Raw genomic sequence first — 17,753 nt, forward strand, 5'->3', positions numbered from 1 at the left:
ACTGTTATTCCGCCCAGCCACGGCGGTCGAGGCTACGAAATTGGATAGCCTCGGCCAGGTGTGCAGTCTGGATGTCCGTGCTCCGCTCCATGTCGGCGATGGTACGGGAAACTTTCAGGATACGGTCATAAGCACGGGCGGAGAGGCCAAGCCGCTCCATAGCGGCCTTCAATAATGCTTGTCCCGCTGTGCTGATATGGCATGTTTCACGCACCTGCCTTGGCGTCATTTGTGCGTTGCAGTGGACATTGGGTAGTGTTTTGAAGCGTTCGGCTTGCCACTCGCGGGCAGCGGCCACCCTATCACGGATGGCTGCACTTTTTTCTGCGGGTCGTGTAGCGGTCAGTTGGGTAAAATCAACCGGGGTAACCTCCACGTGCAGGTCTATCCGATCCAGTAAGGGGCCGGAGATTTTGCTCACATATTTCTGTACCATGCCCGGATTGCATAGGCAATCCTTTTGTGGGTGGTTATAGAATCCGCAGGGGCAGGGGTTCATGGCTGCTATCAGGATGAAGCTTGCCGGGTAGTTTACGGAAAAACGCGCACGTGATATAGCCATATTCCGCGACTCAAGGGGCTGGCGCAGCACTTCCAGCACGGTTCGTTTAAATTCGGGCAATTCATCGAGGAAGAGTACCCCGTTGTGTGCCAATGAAATCTCTCCCGGCTGGGGCTGATGCCCCCCACCCACGAGGGCTACATCGCTGATGGTGTGATGAGGTGCACGGAAAGGCCGCGTGGTCATCAGCGATTCGGCAATCCCCAGCTTGCCAGCGACGGAATGTATTTTAGTGGTTTCCAGGGATTCCTCAAGGCTCAATGGTGGCAATATGGTAGGCAGGCGTTTGGCCAGCATCGTCTTGCCGGATCCGGGAGGGCCAATGAGGACGGCATTGTGCCCGCCAGCAGCGGCTATTTCGAGGGCCCGTTTGATGTTTTCCTGTCCTTGCACGTCGGCAAAGTCCACTTCATAGTCGTTGATATTGTTTAAGAAATCCGCTTTGGTATCGACGGTTACCCTATCTAGGGGTTGCTTATTGCTGATAAAATCGACGGCTTCTTTGATATGTTGTATACCATACACTTGCAGGCCAGGGACCACGGCAGCTTCGCGCGCATTGGCAAGGGGCAGCAATATCCCCTTGAAACCGTCGCGAGCGGCCTGTAGGGCAATCGGCAATGCGCCTTTAATGGGCTGTATGCTGCCGTCCAAGGACAGTTCACCCAAAATGACCAGTTCGCTCAATAGGGATGCTTCAGTCTGCTTGGATGAAGCCAGTATGGCGACTGCGATGGCCAGGTCATAAGACGAACCCTCCTTACGGATGTCAGCAGGCGCAAGGTTTACGACAATTTTCTGGCGGGGCATGCGGAATCCGGAAGATGACAAGGCGCTTTCAATGCGGCGGAGACTTTCTTTTACAGCATTGTCCGGCAAACCGACGATGTAGTATTTGGTGCCCCCGGAGATATTTACTTCGATGGTAATGGTCGTTGCCTCAATGCCGTAAACGGCACTTCCGTAGGTTTTGACGAGCATAGGTAGTTGTGTTTCCGCTAAAATAAGGAATATCTTCCGTATCGGGAAACACTTAGTTTTGGTGTTGTTTTTCTTCGTACTGCTGCAATGCCTCTTCCGCGACTTCCCGGGCATGATCACGAAGTTGGTATATCTTTTCGTTGTCTTCTTCCACTATCAACGGTTGTGTCCGTGCGATTACCTGACGTACATCGTACAGCCAGAGCATCGTATTCATGAGCAGCGCAATCAATGCAATCAGGATCAGCAGTTCAATGGTGCCGATATGCTGGAAAGATAATGCGGTGCCAATCATTAGTATATTAAAACTCGAAAGCACGATAGTCGCCTGTGTATGAGTCATTCCGGTATCCAACAGGCGATGGTGCAGGTGGTTGCGATCAGCCATGAAGGGTGATTTGCCCTTGACGAGCCGTATCACGATGACACGCAGCGTATCGAAAATTGGGATAATCAAGATGGCGATGGCTACGGCAGGAACCGACTCCACAAAAGGGATGGCATTATGGGATACCCCAGGCGTTTTGTTCAACTCGATAAACTGGATGGCCAGCACCGAGACAATAAAGCCAATGGAGTATGCACCGGCATCTCCCATGAAAATCCGCGCTTTGCCTGCATTGTACCGAAGGAAACCTAAAACCGATCCGGCCATACTCATCGAAAGTAAGGCCAACCCGTACTCCTGCATCTGGAAGAAGATGTATCCGAATGTAAGGCTTACAACCAAGCTGACGCTGCTTAGCAAGCCGTTGATGCCGTCAATCAGGTTGAATGCGTTGATGATAAAAACGATGAGCAAGGTAGAAAAGGGATAACTCACTACCGCATGGACATCATGGATGCCAAAAACGCCATAGAAACTGGTGAGCCGGATATCTGCAAAATAAACGACAATCATCGCCGTAATGGACTGCGCGAAGAACTTTTTATACGGATTGAGTGCTGCCAGATCATCTTTGAGGCCTACGAGGAAGATAAGCAACCCGGAAGCAAAGATATAATTGGCGTAAGGCAAAATGTTTCCAGAAATACAAAAACACGATGTGAAGGCAAAGGAAGTAAGTACAGCTATTCCACCTAAATTTGGGGTCCGGTATTTGTGTATTTTCCGTTCTTCAAGTGCCGGATCGTCAAATAGTCGTTTTTGGTAAGCCAACTTTATCAACGAAGGTACAGCATATAGCGTGATGACACATGAAAGCAAGAACGAAAAGAGTACCAAGTAAATGTCTATCATATAGAATAGCGTAATAGTACAAAGCGTAAAGCAACAAAGATAAGTTAAAAACTATGTCTGTGTGCTTATTTTGCTTAAAAATATTTCAATACTGCGCAATAAGGGACTAAGTGCAATATTTATGCCACTAAGCGACTAAATCACACGACTACGCGTAAAATACCTAATGTTAGGTATAGGTTTGTGACAATATGCGGGTTTCATGCGGTTTTTCAGATTTTGGCAAACGATTTGTAGGCTTATTTGTATATTTATGTACATTTAACTGGATAAAGCAATCCTGATTTTTCAACTAAATTAAATTTATAGGTTATGAATGATAACGCAAAAGTGGTAGCAGCATTACTGGCAGGGTTGGCCGCAGGTGTCGCTCTTGGAGTTTTATTTGCACCAGATAAAGGGTCGGAAACCCGTGAGAAACTGAATGATTCGTTGAAAGATTTGGGTGATGCACTGAAAGAGCGTACCGCAGAGCAAATGGATCATCTCAATGATTTCAAGGAGAAGATCGTGGCAGCCGTCAAATCTAAATTGAATAAAGGCGAGCAGGTGGTTGAAGAGACGTTGGAAGAACACGCTTGAATATAGAAAAGGGCTCCACCCTAAGCCATAACATGGCACAGCACAGCAAGACGGGGATATCTGCCGCATCCGCACGGATGTCTCCCGCTCGTGTACCTGCATTTTTTCGGTAATCAATTCATATAAGCCCTTGGCCAAACCAAATGGAGGAAAAAAAATTTTCACTTAGTGGTGTGTTTCAAAAAAGTAAGGAATACATTGATACCCGTTTTAAGCTGATTAGGCTTAGGCTTGTTGAGCGGTCGTCCAGGCTCATTGCAAGCTTAATCGTAGACGTCGTCAAAACGATATTTGCTGTATTTGTTGTCTTTTTTCTCAGTTTGGCTTTGGGGTTTTATCTTGGCGAACTATTAGGCAGCTATTCCCTGGGTTTTCTCGCCACTGCTGGGATATTTATATTGTTGATCGTATTGGTATCCATATTTGAGCCTGCTCTTGAACGCTCATTCATGAACCTATCCATCAAGCGATTTTTACAAAAGTGGAACGACGAAATAGACGAAGAAGATGATAAAGGAAAGCAAGATTAAGAACTTGGCCGATTTGAGGGCGGAGATTTTCCGCCTTAAGGCACTGGCCGAGGAGCAGGAAGACTATCTTAGCGACCAGTATCGTCTTTTCAACGAGAAGGTGGCCGCGCCAGCCCGTTTCGTCAAATCGTTGATTTCATGGGTTCCGGGGACAACCGCGGTGAGGGAATTATTCGCAAAAGGAAAAAAAGACGAAGACTGGCTAAACAAAGCGCTGCGTATCGGCTTGCCTATTATACTCAACCGATTTTTCCTACGCCGGGCGGGCTTCATAAAAAGGGCGTTGGTGACCCTATTGTCACAGCAGGCAGCGGGGGCATTGAATAAAGACCTCGTGAGCAATGTGATTAATAAAGTGACTGATTTCATTCGGCCCTCCAAGGGGCGTAGAAAAGTCCAGAAGGATGTAGACTATGGTATTCCACCAGATAGCGAGACTTCTTAAATGGCGTCTTTTTCCTATTTTTGCAGCCTATCGGATATCAGATGGGAAAAGACAAATTAAAGAAGTTTGCAGAGATAGCTACCTTTGAGAACGTATTGCAACTGGATGCAGGCAAAGTGATGAAAGGCCAATGGGCCACCAGGCATTTTGGGAATACCCACCCCGTCGTGCTGGAGCTGGCATGCGGAAAAGGTGAATACACCGTCAACTTAGCAAAATACTTTCCGGAAAAGAATTTTATCGGCGTCGATTACAAGGGTAATCGTATCTGGCGTGGTGCCAAGACAGCGCTGGAGACGCATGTTGCCAACGTAGCGTTCCTCCGTATCCAGATTGAAACCCTATTGGATTACTTTGCTGATGGTGAAGTAGCCGAAATCTGGATTACCTTCCCTGACCCCCAGCCACAGAAAAGCCGTGAAAAAAAACGACTTACCCATCCTGCGTTTTTGGCAAAATACAGGCAGGTTCTAGCGCCGCAGGGAATCATGCACTTGAAGACAGACAATGACGGGCTGCATGCCTACACCGTGGGAAAATTGGTCGATCTGGGCGCATGCCTCCACCGGCAGGCCACGGATCTCTACCATTCCGACATGGTGGATGATATACTATCCATCAAGACCTACTACGAGCGGAAATACCTCGAAACGGGAAAAAACATCAACTATTTACAGTGGAGCTGGCACTGATTTCTTTGCGCTTCCGCTTGCTGATTTTGTCGATATTGATCGGCTGGGGCACCTTCACATAATAGCCTGTGCCATCATAGGGCCTTTTCCGCGGATGCTGCATGCACGTGTCTGAGCAGCAGCCTTCCATCTTCCATCCGCATGCTTCACACTGGGTGAAGTGTTCATTGCATTCCGGGTTGGCGCAATTGATCATGCGGCTGCTCGTGGTGCCGCAGTTCAGGCAGGTGGAAACCACGGTAGGGTTTACGTGATTGACGTCCACGGTTACGCGGTTGTCAAACACATAGCATTTGCCCTCAAAATCCTCACCGCCAACTTCCTTGCCGTATTTGATGATGCCCCCATGCAACTGATATACGTCTTTAAATCCCTCTTTGAGCAGCAAAGCCGAAGCCTTTTCACACTTAATACCGCCTGTGCAATAGGTCAGTATCTTTTTGTCCTTGTATTGGGCCAGTTCGTTTATTTTCTCGGGGAATTCCCTGAAATTTTCGATGTCCAGCGTTACGGCATTTTTGAAACGTCCGACGTTGTGCTCATAATTCGAGCGCACGTCCAACACCACGACATCCTCCCGGTCTTTCATTTCCAAAAATTCCTGAGGTTCAAGATGCTTGCCCGTCTCCTTTGTGGGGTCTATCACCTTGGGATCACGCAGCCCTGAGTGTACGATTTCAGGTTTGTATCGGCAGTGCATCTTGATAAAGGAGGGTTCGTCTACCTCGTCGATTTTGAAATCCGTATGCGCAAACCTCGGGTCGGCATGTATGGCGTCCATATATGCGCAGCATGATTGCCAGGTGCCGGATACCGTGCCATTAAGGCCTTCATCGGCCACGATGATGCGGCCCACGAGGCCGAGCGATTTACAAAATTCGAGGTGATCTGCGGCAAACTGTTCCGCGTGGCCAATGTGGCTGTAGCAATAGTACAGCAGGGTTTGGTATTTTTTCATACGTCCATTGATACCGCTGCAAACGGCGTTTAATGCATTTTCGGGTGCAAAATTAGCTAACTTTGTGCTGATATGCAAAAACACTTTTGCGTAAAAGACCTTCGCCTGCTGCCTGTCGCCCGCTGTATAGCCCGTTTGTGGCGGCAATTTTACAAAGCTTTTACAGCGAGTTAATAAAACTCAGCAAAAATCTCGTCACCTTTGCCCCTTCTTAAAAAGGACGGATCTATGGCTGCAAAGCGGCGTTTTGGTTTGATTTTGATACTGGGGTGCTTGGCGGCATTGGGGCCGTTTTCGATAGACATGTACCTGCCTGGATTTGTGGATATTGCCGAAAACCTGCGTACCACGGAAGCCACCGTTGCGCTGTCCCTGTCCAGCTTTTTTATCGGTATTTCAGCGGGGCAGCTGCTGTATGGCCCTCTGCTGGATAAATTTGGTCGGAAAAAGCCCTTATATGCTGGCCTGGTGCTCTACATCGTCGCTTCCTTCGGTTGTTTGGCTGTCACGGATGTCAACCAGCTCATCGTGCTGCGCTTCGTGCAGGCCATCGGTAGCTGTGCCACGGCCGTGGCATCCATCGCCATGGTGCGCGACCTGTTTACGGTGGAAGAAAGCCCCAAAGTCTTTGCCTCATTGATGTTGGTCATCGCCGTATCGCCCATGCTGGCTCCCACGGCCGGCGGATACCTGATTGAAGCACTGGGCTGGCGGTATGTCTTTGTATTCCTGGGACTGATGGCCGTATCCATGCTGGTGGCCACAGCCATTAAGCTGCCGGAAAGCTATAAGCCCGACCCGTCGTATTCCCTCAGACCCAAGCCCATCCTCATCAGCTTTGCACAGGTGCTCAGGGAGCCGCAATTTTATACCTATGCCCTTATCAGTGCCTTCGTTTTTTCGGGCCTGTTTGCCTATGTATCTTCGTCGCCGGTGCTTTTCATGAAAATATATCACCTGAGTAAAACCGATTACGGGTGGATATTTGCTGGGCTATCGGTGGTTTTTATCGGTGCCAGCCAGGTAAATAGCGTCATCCTCCGTTGGTTTAGTAGCAAGCATATTGTCTCTTTTGCGCTTGTGGCACAATGCATTTTCAGTATTCTGTTTTTGGCTTTCGCTTGGAATGGGATGCTCAATTTCGTGTCTACCATTGTGTTTATCGCACTTTTCCTGTGCTGTTTGGGGTTTATCAATCCCAACGCGGCGGCGCTGTCGATGGCACCTTTCAGCAAGCATGCAGGCAGTGCCTCGGCGCTGATGGGTGCTTTCCAGATGGCCCTGGGGGCAGGAGCCTCGGTGTTGGTGAGCCTGTTCAGTGAGCAGTCCCAGCTTCCCATGCCGGTGGTCATGACCGTGGCTTCTTGCGTTGCCATGTGCTGTTTGCTCGTCGGTTCGCAATTCATCCGGGAGGAAATTGTCGACGTATCCGGCGGTACGTTCGTCGGCCATTGACGGGGAAGGCGAAGCGGCGTACGAGGGCTATTATTGATAGTCCCTTAGCGGTAGATAGGACGGGATTTTAACAGTTTTTTCATGGATAATGATGGCGATACATCGGTTATTGGGCGCTATTTCGAAAGCGATACCTTCGTCGGTATCATAGACGGAATAGGTTTCGCCCAGCACTTCATAGGTTTCGGCAAGCTGGAGTGTATATGTATCGGCAATCTCTTGATGGGTGGCACCTACGTGGATGGACTGCTCCGTTTTGAAGCTGGGGGAAGTGATCCGTATCTGCTTGATGCGGGCCGTTTCATCATTGCCCATATCGCGGGAGGTAAAGACCGATAATGGATAACCTTGGGCCGTGTCGCCAAGCCATACCAATACTGCTTTGCCCATGCCGGCATTGCTGGAATCGGGGTTGCCGAGTGCCTGGAATAATACGCTATCGGCATCATTGATAGCGATGGTGCCGGCCGATTGGCCCGGCATCAAGCGCAAACTGTCCGGTATAGTGGGTTGCTGTGTTGCCACGGTGTCGGTTTGGCTGTCGTCCGATCGGCTGTGCCGTCCTTGGCAGGCTGCCATTATCAATCCGATTCCGATGACTGCCCCTATTCGCGTTTGAAACCAATGCACAAGATTAATGTATTAATGCCATTGTATAAACGTTTATCGGGAAGTTTTGTTTCGCAACGGTGCGAGCAGGTATTCCAGCCCATTCAGCTTGATTTCGTACATCGTGGCCAAGAGCATGCCCAGCTTGCCTTGTGGAAAGCCCTTTTGGTGAAACCATACCAAATAAGCTTCAGGCAGGTTGCAAATCAATGAATCTTTGTATTTGCCGAATGGCATCTGGGTGGTGACAAGTGCGTTGAGTATTTCTTCCTGGGTCATGGGTACGATTAGTCATTTGTTTTGCCGTGGCAAATATAGTAGGCAGCAAGGTTGGCGGCGATGACGATATGGTTGGCCATATTGGGCAACAGCCCGTAATGCTTGCTAAAAATACGGAAACGTTCCTTAAGGCTTTGCCAATGCCGCTTTTTGGACATCCCCCCCACAAGGTATTTGGCCACGAGGAGATTGGTGTTGACAATGGTCTTTGCTTGCCTTGCCGCCCGAATGATCCAATCGATATCTGCACTGAGCTGATACCGAACATCGTAGGGGCCGGCAAGGGAGCGGCGGATATAGATGGCTTGGTGGCTGATGTTCATTCCATACCGGAAGCTCCGCCAGGTAAACCGTTTGGGGGCAGCGTGCCTGCGCAGGCCAAGCGATTCCCAGTGCTCATCGAATAGTTCGGTTTCGCCGTAGTAAATATCAGCGTCGGGTACCGAAGCAAAGACCTGCGCTACGGTATCGGGATCGTAAATCTCATCGCCCGAGTTCATAAACAGCACGTAATCGCCGGTGGCCATGGCCAGGCCTTTATTCATGGCGTCGTATATCCCGTCGTCCGGCTCGCTTACCCATCGGGTGATGCGATCGGCGTACTGCTTGATGATTGCCACGGTGCCATCGGTAGAAGCCCCGTCAATGACAAGGTATTCGATATGGGAATAAGTCTGGTTGGCGACGGATAGCACGGTACGTTCGATACCGGATACATTGTTGTATACTACGGTGATGACGGTGAGCTTCGGCAAAAAGGTATTCATCGCGATTCCGATAGGTTTGCTGGCTTCTGTACCACCAAGATATTATTATGGAAAAAGTTCATGTTTTTCGGGAGCAGCGCGGATAGCAGTAGCGCGCAAAGGGTAAGCGGCGTGATGAAAAAGGGTGTCAATGCGATACGGAAGATTTTGCGCTTCGGGAAAATATGCTGGTAAACATAGGCAATCCACATTTGGCAGATGGTGGCCACGTAGTTGGTCGTTTTCCGGCTTTCAAGCACGATGAATCCCGATTGTTCCAATAAATGCCGGATTCCGAATGAGGTGTACCGCGCATAGTCGTATGGAATTTCATGTTCGTCCCATACGAACGGAAGCGTGACGAGCATTTGTCCCCCGGGCTTGAGTACGCGATGAAGTTCGCCGAGCATTTCAGGCAAATTGAAGATGTGCTCAAACACCTCGCTGGAAAATATGCTATCAAAATATGCGTCGGTGAAAGGCAATGTTTTGCCGTCGTAATAAACATCGATTTCTTCATGGCGATGGTCGTGGCCGCTCACTGCAATGTCTGTGCCGATGTATTCGGTGACATCAAATAAGGATTTGTAGGGCTTACTCCCGCATCCGAAATCCAATAGCCTGCCATGCATATAGGCGCTGGATTGCGCTACCCCTCTATACAAGCCACCCCTGATGATAAAAAACGGATTGAAAAACAGTCCGAAAAACGTGGGCTGGAATAAGGATTTGTTATACAGTTTTTTTAATTCCGATAGCAATTTTCTTCGATTTTAAGGGTTAAATTGTGCTTTCCACCGTTGTATGGCATTGGTGTCTAAGTATAATTGGACACTCATCTCTTCGTGGATTTTCTCTTCGAGCTGGTCGATGCGCTGGCGTTCAAGCACGTTGAGGCCGATGTCGTTGCGCATTTCGATGGCCCGGTTGTCAATACCAATGATGATAGCCTTTCGTTTTTTCTGTAGTGCACGTATGCCCGCATGTAAGCGCGTGCCGATGTATTCGCAGGGTTCATTTTCAAGGAAAGCATCGAAAGCCGATAGCTTGGGAGCAATGTAATGGACATTTGATGCCAGGCTTTCGATATACGATTGGTCCTTTGAGCCTTGTATCCACACGTAAACATCGTGATAATGTTTTTTGAGCAATTCAAGCATGCGGCGATCTCGCTCAGGGTCGCGCATGTAATCGGTAATGGTGGTGACCACTTTGTCCCGCTTTTTGGGGTTTATCTGCGAGCAATGGGGCTCGTCCAATCCCCACACGGTAGGGCAGCCGGTATTGACCACGTTTTTGATACCCATTTCATTTAACTTTTGTAAGGTATAGCTATCCCTTACGGCGTGGAGGTATTTGGCGGAAAACAGGGCCTTATACATCGCCCGGGAATACAGTGATACAGGTTTTTCCTGGTATTGCCACCAGCCGACACCCAATAGCACCACCTTGTGCCGCAATACCAGCACGTCTTTCATGCCTACTTTCCATTGGCTTTTGCGCAACGTATCGTTTTTCAGCAGGTTGGTACCCCCCACAATGCCCGTATCGTATTTGCGGAGTTTCAGCAAATCTTTGGGGTGGATGGAAAAATGCGTGGGTATGTTGATGACAAAGTCGTTCAAAAATAGTTCGTCGGCAATCCGGTTCACGGCATCCATGATGATGTGGTCGCCGAGATTGGTGGTACCTATGGATGTATCAAAAATGATCTTGGGCATGGAATATCTTACAGCTTATCGTTTTATTAAACGTTGAATAATGGGGATAAAGAACAGCGCTTTTAGTATCATCCATCCTTGGCTCCTCGTTTTGGGGACAAAGATAACAAACAAGGCGGTGGATGCATACGCCGCCAACGTGGCATATGCAGCACCAATCATGCCATATTGTGGAATCCACCAGGTATTGAGCACGATATTGACCAATGCCCCTGTCAGCGCCCGGGCGAGGGAAAGCAACGTATAGCCCTCGGCAATCAGGTATTGGCCGCTCGCCACATTGAGAAAGACGAATACACCGGCCCATACATGGACGGTGAGCGCAGAAATCCCCTCGGCATATTCAGGCGTGTAGAAAACGCTGTAAATAATCGGAGCGGCTACGGTAGTGGCCACTGCGATGGCGATGCTGACGACGGCCATCAGCTCGTATAGGTGCTGCAATCTTTTCCGGTAACGGGCGGGATCATCCCGACGGGCATTCATGATGGCGGGAAAGACCGCTGTGACAATCGCCATCGGGATAAAATACCACCCTTCGCTAAGCTGCACAACGGTGGAATAAATACCCAAAGCGGCCTCACCCAGGTAGGCATCCAGCATAAGCTGGTCGATTTTCATATACAAGGTGATGAAGATAGCCGAAAAAGCCAATGGCCAGGCATGTCGGAAGAGGTAGCGGGCAGTGGTGCGGTCAAATTTCCAATCGAAGATGCTATTGCCCGTTTTCTGGTACATATATACATTCCCAATGCATAGTAGGATGACATCCAATAGCAGCGCCCACACAAACCAACCAAGCGTAGCCTGCCAGAGCATGAAGAGTAGTTTGAGGGTGGCCGAAACGAGGTTGGCTCCTACCTGCACATACATAATATACCTACCCTGGGCTCTCGCTTGGAAGTAACTATCGATGATATTGATGGACTGGAATACGCAACTCAAAGAAACGATGGCGACATAACCAAGGGGCGCCGCGGGTGCTTCGGGTGCAAAGCGGGCGATAAGGTAATAGCAAAGGTAAATAAGCGGAAGCGCCAGTAGGCCCGCAACAAGGCGGAGACGGAAAGCGGTGCCCAAGATGACGTGCTGCTTATTAGGCTGCTGCAGCAATTGGCGGGTGACAAAACTATCCATGCCCAAGGCGCTCGCGGCGATAAAAAAGGTGACCAGTACGAGGGGATAGTTCAGTATTCCGTTTTGGTGGGCTCCCAAATAATTGGGTAGCGCCACTGCCGTGATGATCATCTTGATGAACAGCGAGCCGACACGGGCGATCATCAACCAACCGGTGTTCTTGAAATACTTATTGAACGCTTCGGGATCGAAACCGGGTAGTGATGGGATTTTCATCGAAGGGTATTGTGCACATTTATTTGATGGGTGATAAAGGTCTGCTTTTCTTCTTTCGACATCGCCTATGTGGTTTATTTAATTGGGTAAAGATAGTATAAAAATGAAAGAAATTTGTATTATTACCCCGGTAAAGCGTCGGGAAACACCGATATCATAAAAAACCAATGGCAGCATCAATCATTGCAATCACCAATGGGATTGTTTTTACAGGTGAGGAGCTCATCAATGACAAGGCCCTTTTGATAAAAGGGAGTCGGGTGGTAGATTTGCTTTCGCCGGGCGAAATCCCTCCTGAAGCTGAAATCTTTGATGCGATGGGCAATTATGTTGTCCCAGGATTTATCGACTTGCAAATATATGGCGGAGGCGGGCGGCTGTTTTCTGCCGATCCTTCCGAGGCTTCCATCGCTTCCATCGCAGATGCGCTGGTACAATCGGGTACGACGGGTTTTATGATTACCATGGCTACAAACACCATGGAGGTGGTGAATGAGGCGCTGGAAACGTTAAGTGGGTATCACCATCCGGCATTGCTGGGCCTGCACCTCGAAGGACCATACCTGAATGCCATAAGAAGAGGGGCACATCCGGAAGCGTATATACGAAAGCCTGATAAAGCCGAGATTGCCGGTTTGCTGGAGAAAGGGAAAGGTTGCCTCCGGATGATGACCATCGCTCCCGAGTGGTTCGATAAAGACACCATAGATCTGCTGATAGACCACGGCGTATTCCTCTCCGCAGGGCATAGCGACGCCACATTTGAAGAGGCCATGGCCGGGTTCGACAAGGGTATTCGCGCGGTCACCCATTTGTTCAATGCCATGTCGCCCCTCCATCACCGGAATCCGGGCCTCCCGGGAGCGGCCTTCCAGTCAGATAGTGCGATGGCAAGTATCATCGCCGACGGTATCCATGTAGCCTATCAGACGCTTGCCATTAGTAAAAAACTCTTGGGCAACCGTCTTTTTCTCATCACCGATGCGGTGACCGAAGTGTACGAAGGCACGTATGTCCATGTATTCAAGGGCGACCGATACACCCTGCCTGACGGTACGCTATCGGGGTCTGCGCTGACGATGATGCAGGCGGTAGCAAATTGTGTACATCATGCAGGCATTCCATTGGAAGAAGCGCTACGGATGGCCACGCAATACCCGGCAACACTTATCGGTGCGGATGACCTTGGCCGAATTGCAGCAGGCACTGTAGCCAACATCGTCATCTTTGATAATCAATACCGGATCGGACACGTCTTTCTCGAGGGCCAGCTTCAATGAAAAAATTAGTTAACCTACTCTACTTTCAAGTCGTTGTCGCCATCATCATCGGTATTTTGATTGGCCATTTCTATCCGTCGTTGGGTGTGCAACTGAAACCGCTTGGTGATGGATTCATCAAATTGATAAAAATGGTCATCGCACCGCTCATCTTCTGCAGCATCGTGCTGGGGATTGCCGGCATGGAAGATGTAAAGAAAATTGGGAAGGTGGGCGTGAAGGCGCTGTTGTACTTTCAGCTTTCGACCATGGCGGCCATGTTTCTTGGCATCGTGGTGATCAATGTGCTTAAACCGGGGGAAGGCATGCATGTTGATGCAAAAACCTTGGATACCAGCGAAGTGGCGCCCTATATTGCGCAAAGTAAAGAACAGGGAGGGGTAAAGGATTTCCTGCTGGACATCATTCCGGAGAATGTATTCGGAGCGCTATCTACGGGCAATCTGCTGCAGGTGCTTTTTTTCGCGGTATTATTTGGATATGGGCTTTCCAAAATCGGTGCCCGTGCGGAACCAGCTATCCGTGTGATGCAATCCTTCTTGGACGGCTTATTTGCCGTCATTAAGATGATCATGAAAGTTGCCCCTATTGGTGCCATGGGTGCCATGGGCTTTACCATCGGAAAATATGGGATCAGTTCGCTCTCATCGTTGGGGATGCTCATGGTGGCGTTTTATATTACATGCCTGTTGTATATTTTTTTGGCGCTGGGATTGATTCTGAAATATTATGGTATCAGTATTTTTAAATTGCTGCGCTATATTAGGGAAGAACTGCTGGTGGTACTGGGCACGTCTTCCTCAGAATCGGTATTGCCGGCCATTATGCAAAAGCTTGAGCATATGGGCTGCTCCAAACCGGTTGTGCGGCTGGCTGTCCCTACAGGTTATTCGTTCAATTTGGATGGTACGACCATTTACCTTACCATGGCGGCTATCTTTCTCTCCCAGGCCTTGGACATGCCGATGAGCTTAGGCGACCAGTTGTTTTTATTGTTTGTGCTGACCATCACGTCCAACGGCGCGGCTGGGGTGACGGGCAGCGGGTTTATCATCCTGGCGGCTACCTTGCCGGTGGTAGGGCACATGCCCGTGGAATCAGTAGCACTGGTATTCGGCATCGACCGTTTCATGAGTGAAGCCCGGGCGTTGACTAACCTCATCGGCAACACTGCAGCAACCTTGGTGGTGGCCCGCTGGGAAAACGAGCTGGACATGGATCAGTTGAAATCAGAACTGGGCTAAGTTATTCCTCCTCCGTTGGTGTAGACGTACTGCTGTCTGCAGCCAAACTGGCCAATATATTATTCACTTCATCTTCTGTGGCGGTAAGCTTGGCCTTGCATACGCTGATAAGCAAGGTGGCCCGTTTCACTTTTTCAGAAAGTTCATCGATGGTGATTTCTCCGCGTTCGATATCGGAGACGATGCTTTGCAACTCATCAAAGGCATCGGCATAGGTGTATTTTTCGTTACTCATTTGCTGTTGGGTTTAATCGGGTGACGGTACTCACAACGTTTCCCGAAGCCAGAATCGTCTCCAAGGTGTCGCCTTCCTGGATGTTTTCTGTGCTTTTCACCGCATGTCCATTGATTCGGGTAATGCTGTAACCGCGATTTAGCACGTGCTGCGGATCCAATAGTTGCACGGATTTTTCCATGGCGACCAAATTAAATCCGGTGTTTTTAAGCGCGGCTAAACTGGCAGACCTCAGTATTTGCTGGGGGTATAGCAACGCTTGGCTTTCCCGCCGCAGGCTACTGATGCTTGCCATGTCCAAGCGCATGGTCTGATATGCTAAGGCTTTGTGTTGTTGATTCAACAGGTGCACACTGTTCAACCGGAAATAACGGATGCTGTTGAACAGTGCGGTTTTTTGCGCCGCTAACAATTGGGTTGCCGCTTGTATAATCGTATCCTGTGCGCGTGAGACGGGCACGGCAAAGTTGTGGAATCGCTGAATGAGAAAGTCTGCCAGCTCACTTGGGGTAATCGCATTTTGATAGGCCACCATTTCGCTTACCGTTTCATTGGTGGAATGGCCGATACCCGTAAGCACGGGAAGGGGAAACCGCGCAATGGCTGACGCCAGCAAATAATTGTTGTAACTAGAAAGCCCTACGTCCCCGCCGCCCCCACGGATAATCGCCACAACGTCATATGCTTCTGCATATTCGGCGATGTGCACCAATTGGTTGATAATGGCAGGGATGGATTTGTCGCCCTGCAATAATGCAGGGAAGAGGGTCCGCTCAAGCCGGTAACCCCAGGGGTTACCGTTGAGGATTTTCAGGAAATCGGAATATCCCTTGCTGGTCTCTACCGATATAATGGCCAGCCGCTTGGGAACAAGCGGGAAAGGAAGGCGTTTGTTGGCATAGAAAAGCGCTTCGCGCTTGAGCCGGAGGATGGTTTCTTGCTTCTCGCGTTCGAGCTCACCCAATGCGTACGCGGGGTCGATATCCAATATACGAAGGCTGAGCCCATACAGTGGGTCGTAAGAAATGGTGGCCTGGAATAAAATCGTGATGCCATCTTTCAATGGTTCTTTGATAATTTCGATAAACCGCTCGTTGATGCGTTGATAATCGCCATTCCAGAGTATGGAACGCATCTCTGCGATGACTTTGCCATCCCGCTTTTCTACCAGCTCGGGATAGCAATGACCGGAATGGCTGTAATGATTGAGCTTGTTCATCTCTGCCTTTATCCAATAGCTGCGCGTATAGCGTTCGGCGATGGTTTTTTGGATACTGCGGGCCACCTCTACAAGGGAAAACACGGTTTTGTCTGGTAATTTCTCAGGCATGATCAAAGATAAGGGTTTTCTATAAAATCATTACTTTTGTACCATGAAATTACCTATCATCGCCTATGGCGACCCTGTTCTGAAGCGGAAAGGAATAGCAATCGAAAAAGATTATCCCGATTTGCAAGCGTTGATAGCCAATATGTTTGAAACCATGTATGCGGCACATGGGGTGGGATTGGCTGCGCCGCAGATAGGCCTTTCTATCCGTTTGTTTGTGATAGATGCTAGCCCGTTTGCGGATGATGAACCGACGCTTAATGATTTTAAGAAGGTCTTCATTAATGCGGAAATGCTCGACGAACATGGGGAGAAATGGCAGTTTAATGAGGGCTGCTTGAGCATCCCTGAGATTCGGGAGGATGTAAGCCGGTATCCGGATATCCGGATCCACTATTTTGATGAAAATTGGACGGAACACGAAGAAAGTTTTACAGGCTTGGCTGCCCGGATTGTCCAACATGAGTACGATCACATCGAAGGCAAGCTGTTTACCGAAAAACTGAGCCCGCTGCGAAAGGCCATGATAAAAAGCAAACTGGATGCGATTTCAAGGGGGCAAGTGGATGTGGAGTACAAGATGAAGTTTCCCGCGCTGAAGAAAAAACGCTGAGGTGCGCGTTTATCCGCCCACGATAGGTAAGGTCAGTTGATATTTTACGGATACGATCCGGATAATGGAGACCAAGCTTGCGCTAAGGAAGGCATTGAGATTATAATCGACTCCCCACATATCGAGCATTACAAACAAGATGGCTCCCGATAAACAGGCCGTAGCGTAGATTTCTTTGCGGAGAATCAATGGGGTTTCGTTTAATAGGATGTCGCGAATCACACCGCCCATCACCGCAGAGAACATGCCCAGCACGACAGCGGCGATACCGCTGGCTTCAAATGCCAGTGATTTCTGGACACCCACTACCGTAAAAAAACCAATGCCTAATGCATCAAACAGGAAGAGCGTCCGCGCTAATTTGCCCAATACCTTCTTAAACAAGACCGCGATTAACACACCTGCTAATATGGCTAATAGGTAGTTGCCATCGTCTACCCATACGGGCCGGAGGTTGAGGAAGATGTCACGGAGGCTCCCACCCCCGATAGCGGTGACAAAACCAGTGAAAACGGCTCCAAAGATATCGATGCCATGCCGGGAAGCAGCCATGGCTCCGGAAATGGCGAAAACCATCGCGCCAAGCAAATCGATATAGTATATCAGTTCCAACTGCTGCACATTTGCTTGTAAAAATACAATAAATCAGGGCTTATTCCATGCAGTATGCTACACCCATAATAAGGAGTGGTATGGAAGCGATTGTTTGCCAATGCTGGGCGATGAAAACTTTTTTGATTGATTTATAGTGATTAACGATTTTAATGTGAATTATTTTATTGCATTGCTTTGAAATTGTAAATAACTATTCTACTTTTGCAGCCCGCAACGGGGGGACGGTTAGTGTTCCTGTCGGTTGGGATAGTTTTTTGAAGGGATACGGGTAGGTTTTTTGCGC

The 17,753-nt window shown here is 49.1% G+C and carries 20 protein-coding genes; 8 read left to right on the top strand and 12 right to left on the bottom strand.

The genetic code is table 11. The features are described from left to right. Window positions 1–4 precede the first annotated feature (4 nt). Both BMW65_RS14655 and BMW65_RS14660 read right to left on the bottom strand, forming a co-directional pair. Window positions 5–1,543, bottom strand: a complete 1,539-nt coding sequence (locus tag BMW65_RS14655; protein WP_090606451.1) for a YifB family Mg chelatase-like AAA ATPase — start codon at window positions 1,541–1,543, stop codon at window positions 5–7. A gap of 52 nt (window positions 1,544–1,595) precedes the next feature. Next, window positions 1,596–2,783 (bottom strand): glycosyltransferase family 4 protein, encoded by a 1,188-nt coding sequence (locus BMW65_RS14660; protein WP_090606452.1) that lies wholly within the window; start codon window positions 2,781–2,783, stop codon window positions 1,596–1,598. A 312-nt stretch (window positions 2,784–3,095) separates the two neighbouring features. Between BMW65_RS14660 and BMW65_RS14665 the strand changes: the two genes are divergently transcribed. The 4 genes from BMW65_RS14665 (at window position 3,096) to trmB (ending at window position 5,032) form a co-directional block, all read left to right on the top strand. Continuing rightward, window positions 3,096–3,365 (top strand): YtxH domain-containing protein, encoded by a 270-nt coding sequence (locus BMW65_RS14665; RefSeq protein WP_090606454.1) that lies wholly within the window; start codon window positions 3,096–3,098, stop codon window positions 3,363–3,365. Window positions 3,366–3,508: 143 nt separating this feature from the next. After that, a complete protein-coding gene (locus tag BMW65_RS14670) occupies window positions 3,509–3,895 on the top strand; it encodes a hypothetical protein (protein ID WP_090606455.1) in 387 nt (128 codons plus the stop codon). Then, window positions 3,873–4,340, top strand: a complete 468-nt coding sequence (locus BMW65_RS14675; protein ID WP_090606457.1) for a hypothetical protein — start codon at window positions 3,873–3,875, stop codon at window positions 4,338–4,340. The genes BMW65_RS14670 and BMW65_RS14675 overlap by 23 nt, the downstream gene beginning before the upstream one ends. 41 nt (window positions 4,341–4,381) lie before the next feature. Continuing rightward, on the top strand, window positions 4,382–5,032 hold the full coding sequence (gene trmB, locus BMW65_RS14680; RefSeq protein WP_090606459.1) for a tRNA (guanosine(46)-N7)-methyltransferase TrmB: 651 nt from the start codon (window positions 4,382–4,384) through the stop codon (window positions 5,030–5,032). Here the strand turns inward: trmB and trhO are convergent. Further along, a complete protein-coding gene (trhO, locus tag BMW65_RS14685) occupies window positions 5,004–5,990 on the bottom strand; it encodes an oxygen-dependent tRNA uridine(34) hydroxylase TrhO (protein ID WP_090606516.1) in 987 nt (328 codons plus the stop codon). The two genes, trmB and trhO, sit on opposite strands and share 29 nt — an antisense overlap. A 228-nt stretch (window positions 5,991–6,218) precedes the next feature. Here trhO and BMW65_RS14690 point away from each other — a divergent pair, with 228 nt between their 5' ends. Continuing rightward, window positions 6,219–7,445, top strand: a complete 1,227-nt coding sequence (locus tag BMW65_RS14690) for a multidrug effflux MFS transporter (protein WP_090606461.1) — start codon at window positions 6,219–6,221, stop codon at window positions 7,443–7,445. A 30-nt stretch (window positions 7,446–7,475) separates the two neighbouring features. On the opposite strand, the gene BMW65_RS14695 is transcribed toward BMW65_RS14690, so the two are convergent. The 6 genes from BMW65_RS14695 to BMW65_RS14720 all read right to left on the bottom strand — a co-directional run bounded on the left by BMW65_RS14695 (window position 7,476) and on the right by BMW65_RS14720 (window position 12,153). Then, window positions 7,476–8,024 (bottom strand): hypothetical protein, encoded by a 549-nt coding sequence (locus BMW65_RS14695; RefSeq protein ID WP_090606462.1) that lies wholly within the window; start codon window positions 8,022–8,024, stop codon window positions 7,476–7,478. An 84-nt stretch (window positions 8,025–8,108) separates the two neighbouring features. Beyond that, window positions 8,109–8,333: a DUF3820 family protein gene (locus tag BMW65_RS14700; RefSeq protein WP_090606464.1), complete on the bottom strand. Its 225-nt coding sequence runs from the start codon at window positions 8,331–8,333 to the stop codon at window positions 8,109–8,111. Between the two features lie 8 nt (window positions 8,334–8,341). Next, complete coding sequence (locus BMW65_RS14705) at window positions 8,342–9,100, bottom strand: glycosyltransferase family 2 protein (RefSeq protein ID WP_090606465.1); 759 nt, start codon at window positions 9,098–9,100, stop codon at window positions 8,342–8,344. Beyond that, window positions 9,097–9,840 (bottom strand): class I SAM-dependent methyltransferase, encoded by a 744-nt coding sequence (locus tag BMW65_RS14710; RefSeq protein WP_090606467.1) that lies wholly within the window; start codon window positions 9,838–9,840, stop codon window positions 9,097–9,099. The genes BMW65_RS14705 and BMW65_RS14710 overlap by 4 nt, the downstream gene beginning before the upstream one ends. Before the next feature lie 12 nt (window positions 9,841–9,852). Continuing rightward, the gene (locus BMW65_RS14715; protein WP_090606468.1) at window positions 9,853–10,800 is read right to left on the bottom strand and encodes a polysaccharide pyruvyl transferase family protein; all 948 of its coding nucleotides are present in this window, start codon (window positions 10,798–10,800) and stop codon (window positions 9,853–9,855) included. A 15-nt stretch (window positions 10,801–10,815) separates the two neighbouring features. Further along, on the bottom strand, window positions 10,816–12,153 hold the full coding sequence (locus tag BMW65_RS14720; protein WP_090606470.1) for a flippase: 1,338 nt from the start codon (window positions 12,151–12,153) through the stop codon (window positions 10,816–10,818). A gap of 167 nt (window positions 12,154–12,320) precedes the next feature. Between BMW65_RS14720 and nagA the strand changes: the two genes are divergently transcribed. Then, entirely contained in the window at window positions 12,321–13,433 is a 1,113-nt protein-coding gene (gene nagA / locus BMW65_RS14725; RefSeq protein WP_090606471.1) for an N-acetylglucosamine-6-phosphate deacetylase, read from the top strand. Continuing rightward, entirely contained in the window at window positions 13,430–14,677 is a 1,248-nt protein-coding gene (locus BMW65_RS14730) for a dicarboxylate/amino acid:cation symporter (protein ID WP_090606473.1), read from the top strand. Before nagA ends, BMW65_RS14730 begins: the two co-directional genes overlap by 4 nt. A 1-nt stretch (window position 14,678) precedes the next feature. Here BMW65_RS14730 and xseB read toward each other — a convergent pair whose 3' ends face one another. Both xseB and xseA read right to left on the bottom strand, forming a co-directional pair. Next, window positions 14,679–14,912, bottom strand: coding sequence for an exodeoxyribonuclease VII small subunit (xseB, locus tag BMW65_RS14735; RefSeq protein ID WP_090606474.1), 234 nt, complete (start codon window positions 14,910–14,912; stop codon window positions 14,679–14,681). Then, window positions 14,905–16,242: an exodeoxyribonuclease VII large subunit gene (xseA, locus tag BMW65_RS14740; RefSeq protein WP_090606476.1), complete on the bottom strand. Its 1,338-nt coding sequence runs from the start codon at window positions 16,240–16,242 to the stop codon at window positions 14,905–14,907. Before xseA ends, xseB begins: the two co-directional genes overlap by 8 nt. Window positions 16,243–16,285: 43 nt before the next feature. Between xseA and def the strand changes: the two genes are divergently transcribed. Continuing rightward, window positions 16,286–16,855, top strand: coding sequence for a peptide deformylase (gene def, locus BMW65_RS14745; RefSeq protein WP_090606477.1), 570 nt, complete (start codon window positions 16,286–16,288; stop codon window positions 16,853–16,855). A 9-nt stretch (window positions 16,856–16,864) separates the two neighbouring features. Here the strand turns inward: def and BMW65_RS14750 are convergent, their stop codons facing one another. After that, complete coding sequence (locus BMW65_RS14750; RefSeq protein WP_394332222.1) at window positions 16,865–17,476, bottom strand: trimeric intracellular cation channel family protein; 612 nt, start codon at window positions 17,474–17,476, stop codon at window positions 16,865–16,867. Window positions 17,477–17,753 lie beyond the last annotated feature (277 nt).

Source organism: Parapedobacter koreensis (genome assembly GCF_900109365.1).
GTDB classification, from domain to species: domain Bacteria; phylum Bacteroidota; class Bacteroidia; order Sphingobacteriales; family Sphingobacteriaceae; genus Parapedobacter; species Parapedobacter koreensis.

Excerpts from the sequence above, each read along its gene's own strand:
- trhO (WP_090606516.1), bottom strand. The coding sequence starts at position 5,990 with ATGAAAAAATACCAAACCCTGCTGTACTATTGCTACAGCCACATTGGC.
- BMW65_RS14705 (WP_090606465.1), bottom strand. The coding sequence starts at position 9,100 with ATGAATACCTTTTTGCCGAAGCTCACCGTCATCACCGTAGTATACAAC.
- BMW65_RS14690 (WP_090606461.1), top strand. The coding sequence starts at position 6,219 with ATGGCTGCAAAGCGGCGTTTTGGTTTGATTTTGATACTGGGGTGCTTG.
- BMW65_RS14670 (WP_090606455.1), top strand. The coding sequence starts at position 3,509 with ATGGAGGAAAAAAAATTTTCACTTAGTGGTGTGTTTCAAAAAAGTAAG.
- nagA (WP_090606471.1), top strand. The coding sequence starts at position 12,321 with ATGGCAGCATCAATCATTGCAATCACCAATGGGATTGTTTTTACAGGT.
- BMW65_RS14660 (WP_090606452.1), bottom strand. The coding sequence starts at position 2,783 with ATGATAGACATTTACTTGGTACTCTTTTCGTTCTTGCTTTCATGTGTC.
- BMW65_RS14675 (WP_090606457.1), top strand. The coding sequence starts at position 3,873 with ATGATAAAGGAAAGCAAGATTAAGAACTTGGCCGATTTGAGGGCGGAG.
- xseB (WP_090606474.1), bottom strand. The coding sequence starts at position 14,912 with ATGAGTAACGAAAAATACACCTATGCCGATGCCTTTGATGAGTTGCAA.
- BMW65_RS14720 (WP_090606470.1), bottom strand. The coding sequence starts at position 12,153 with ATGAAAATCCCATCACTACCCGGTTTCGATCCCGAAGCGTTCAATAAG.
- BMW65_RS14715 (WP_090606468.1), bottom strand. The coding sequence starts at position 10,800 with ATGCCCAAGATCATTTTTGATACATCCATAGGTACCACCAATCTCGGC.
- xseA (WP_090606476.1), bottom strand. The coding sequence starts at position 16,242 with ATGCCTGAGAAATTACCAGACAAAACCGTGTTTTCCCTTGTAGAGGTG.
- BMW65_RS14700 (WP_090606464.1), bottom strand. The coding sequence starts at position 8,333 with ATGACCCAGGAAGAAATACTCAACGCACTTGTCACCACCCAGATGCCA.
- BMW65_RS14655 (WP_090606451.1), bottom strand. The coding sequence starts at position 1,543 with ATGCTCGTCAAAACCTACGGAAGTGCCGTTTACGGCATTGAGGCAACG.
- BMW65_RS14730 (WP_090606473.1), top strand. The coding sequence starts at position 13,430 with ATGAAAAAATTAGTTAACCTACTCTACTTTCAAGTCGTTGTCGCCATC.
- trmB (WP_090606459.1), top strand. The coding sequence starts at position 4,382 with ATGGGAAAAGACAAATTAAAGAAGTTTGCAGAGATAGCTACCTTTGAG.
- def (WP_090606477.1), top strand. The coding sequence starts at position 16,286 with ATGAAATTACCTATCATCGCCTATGGCGACCCTGTTCTGAAGCGGAAA.
- BMW65_RS14665 (WP_090606454.1), top strand. The coding sequence starts at position 3,096 with ATGAATGATAACGCAAAAGTGGTAGCAGCATTACTGGCAGGGTTGGCC.
- BMW65_RS14695 (WP_090606462.1), bottom strand. The coding sequence starts at position 8,024 with ATGGCAGCCTGCCAAGGACGGCACAGCCGATCGGACGACAGCCAAACC.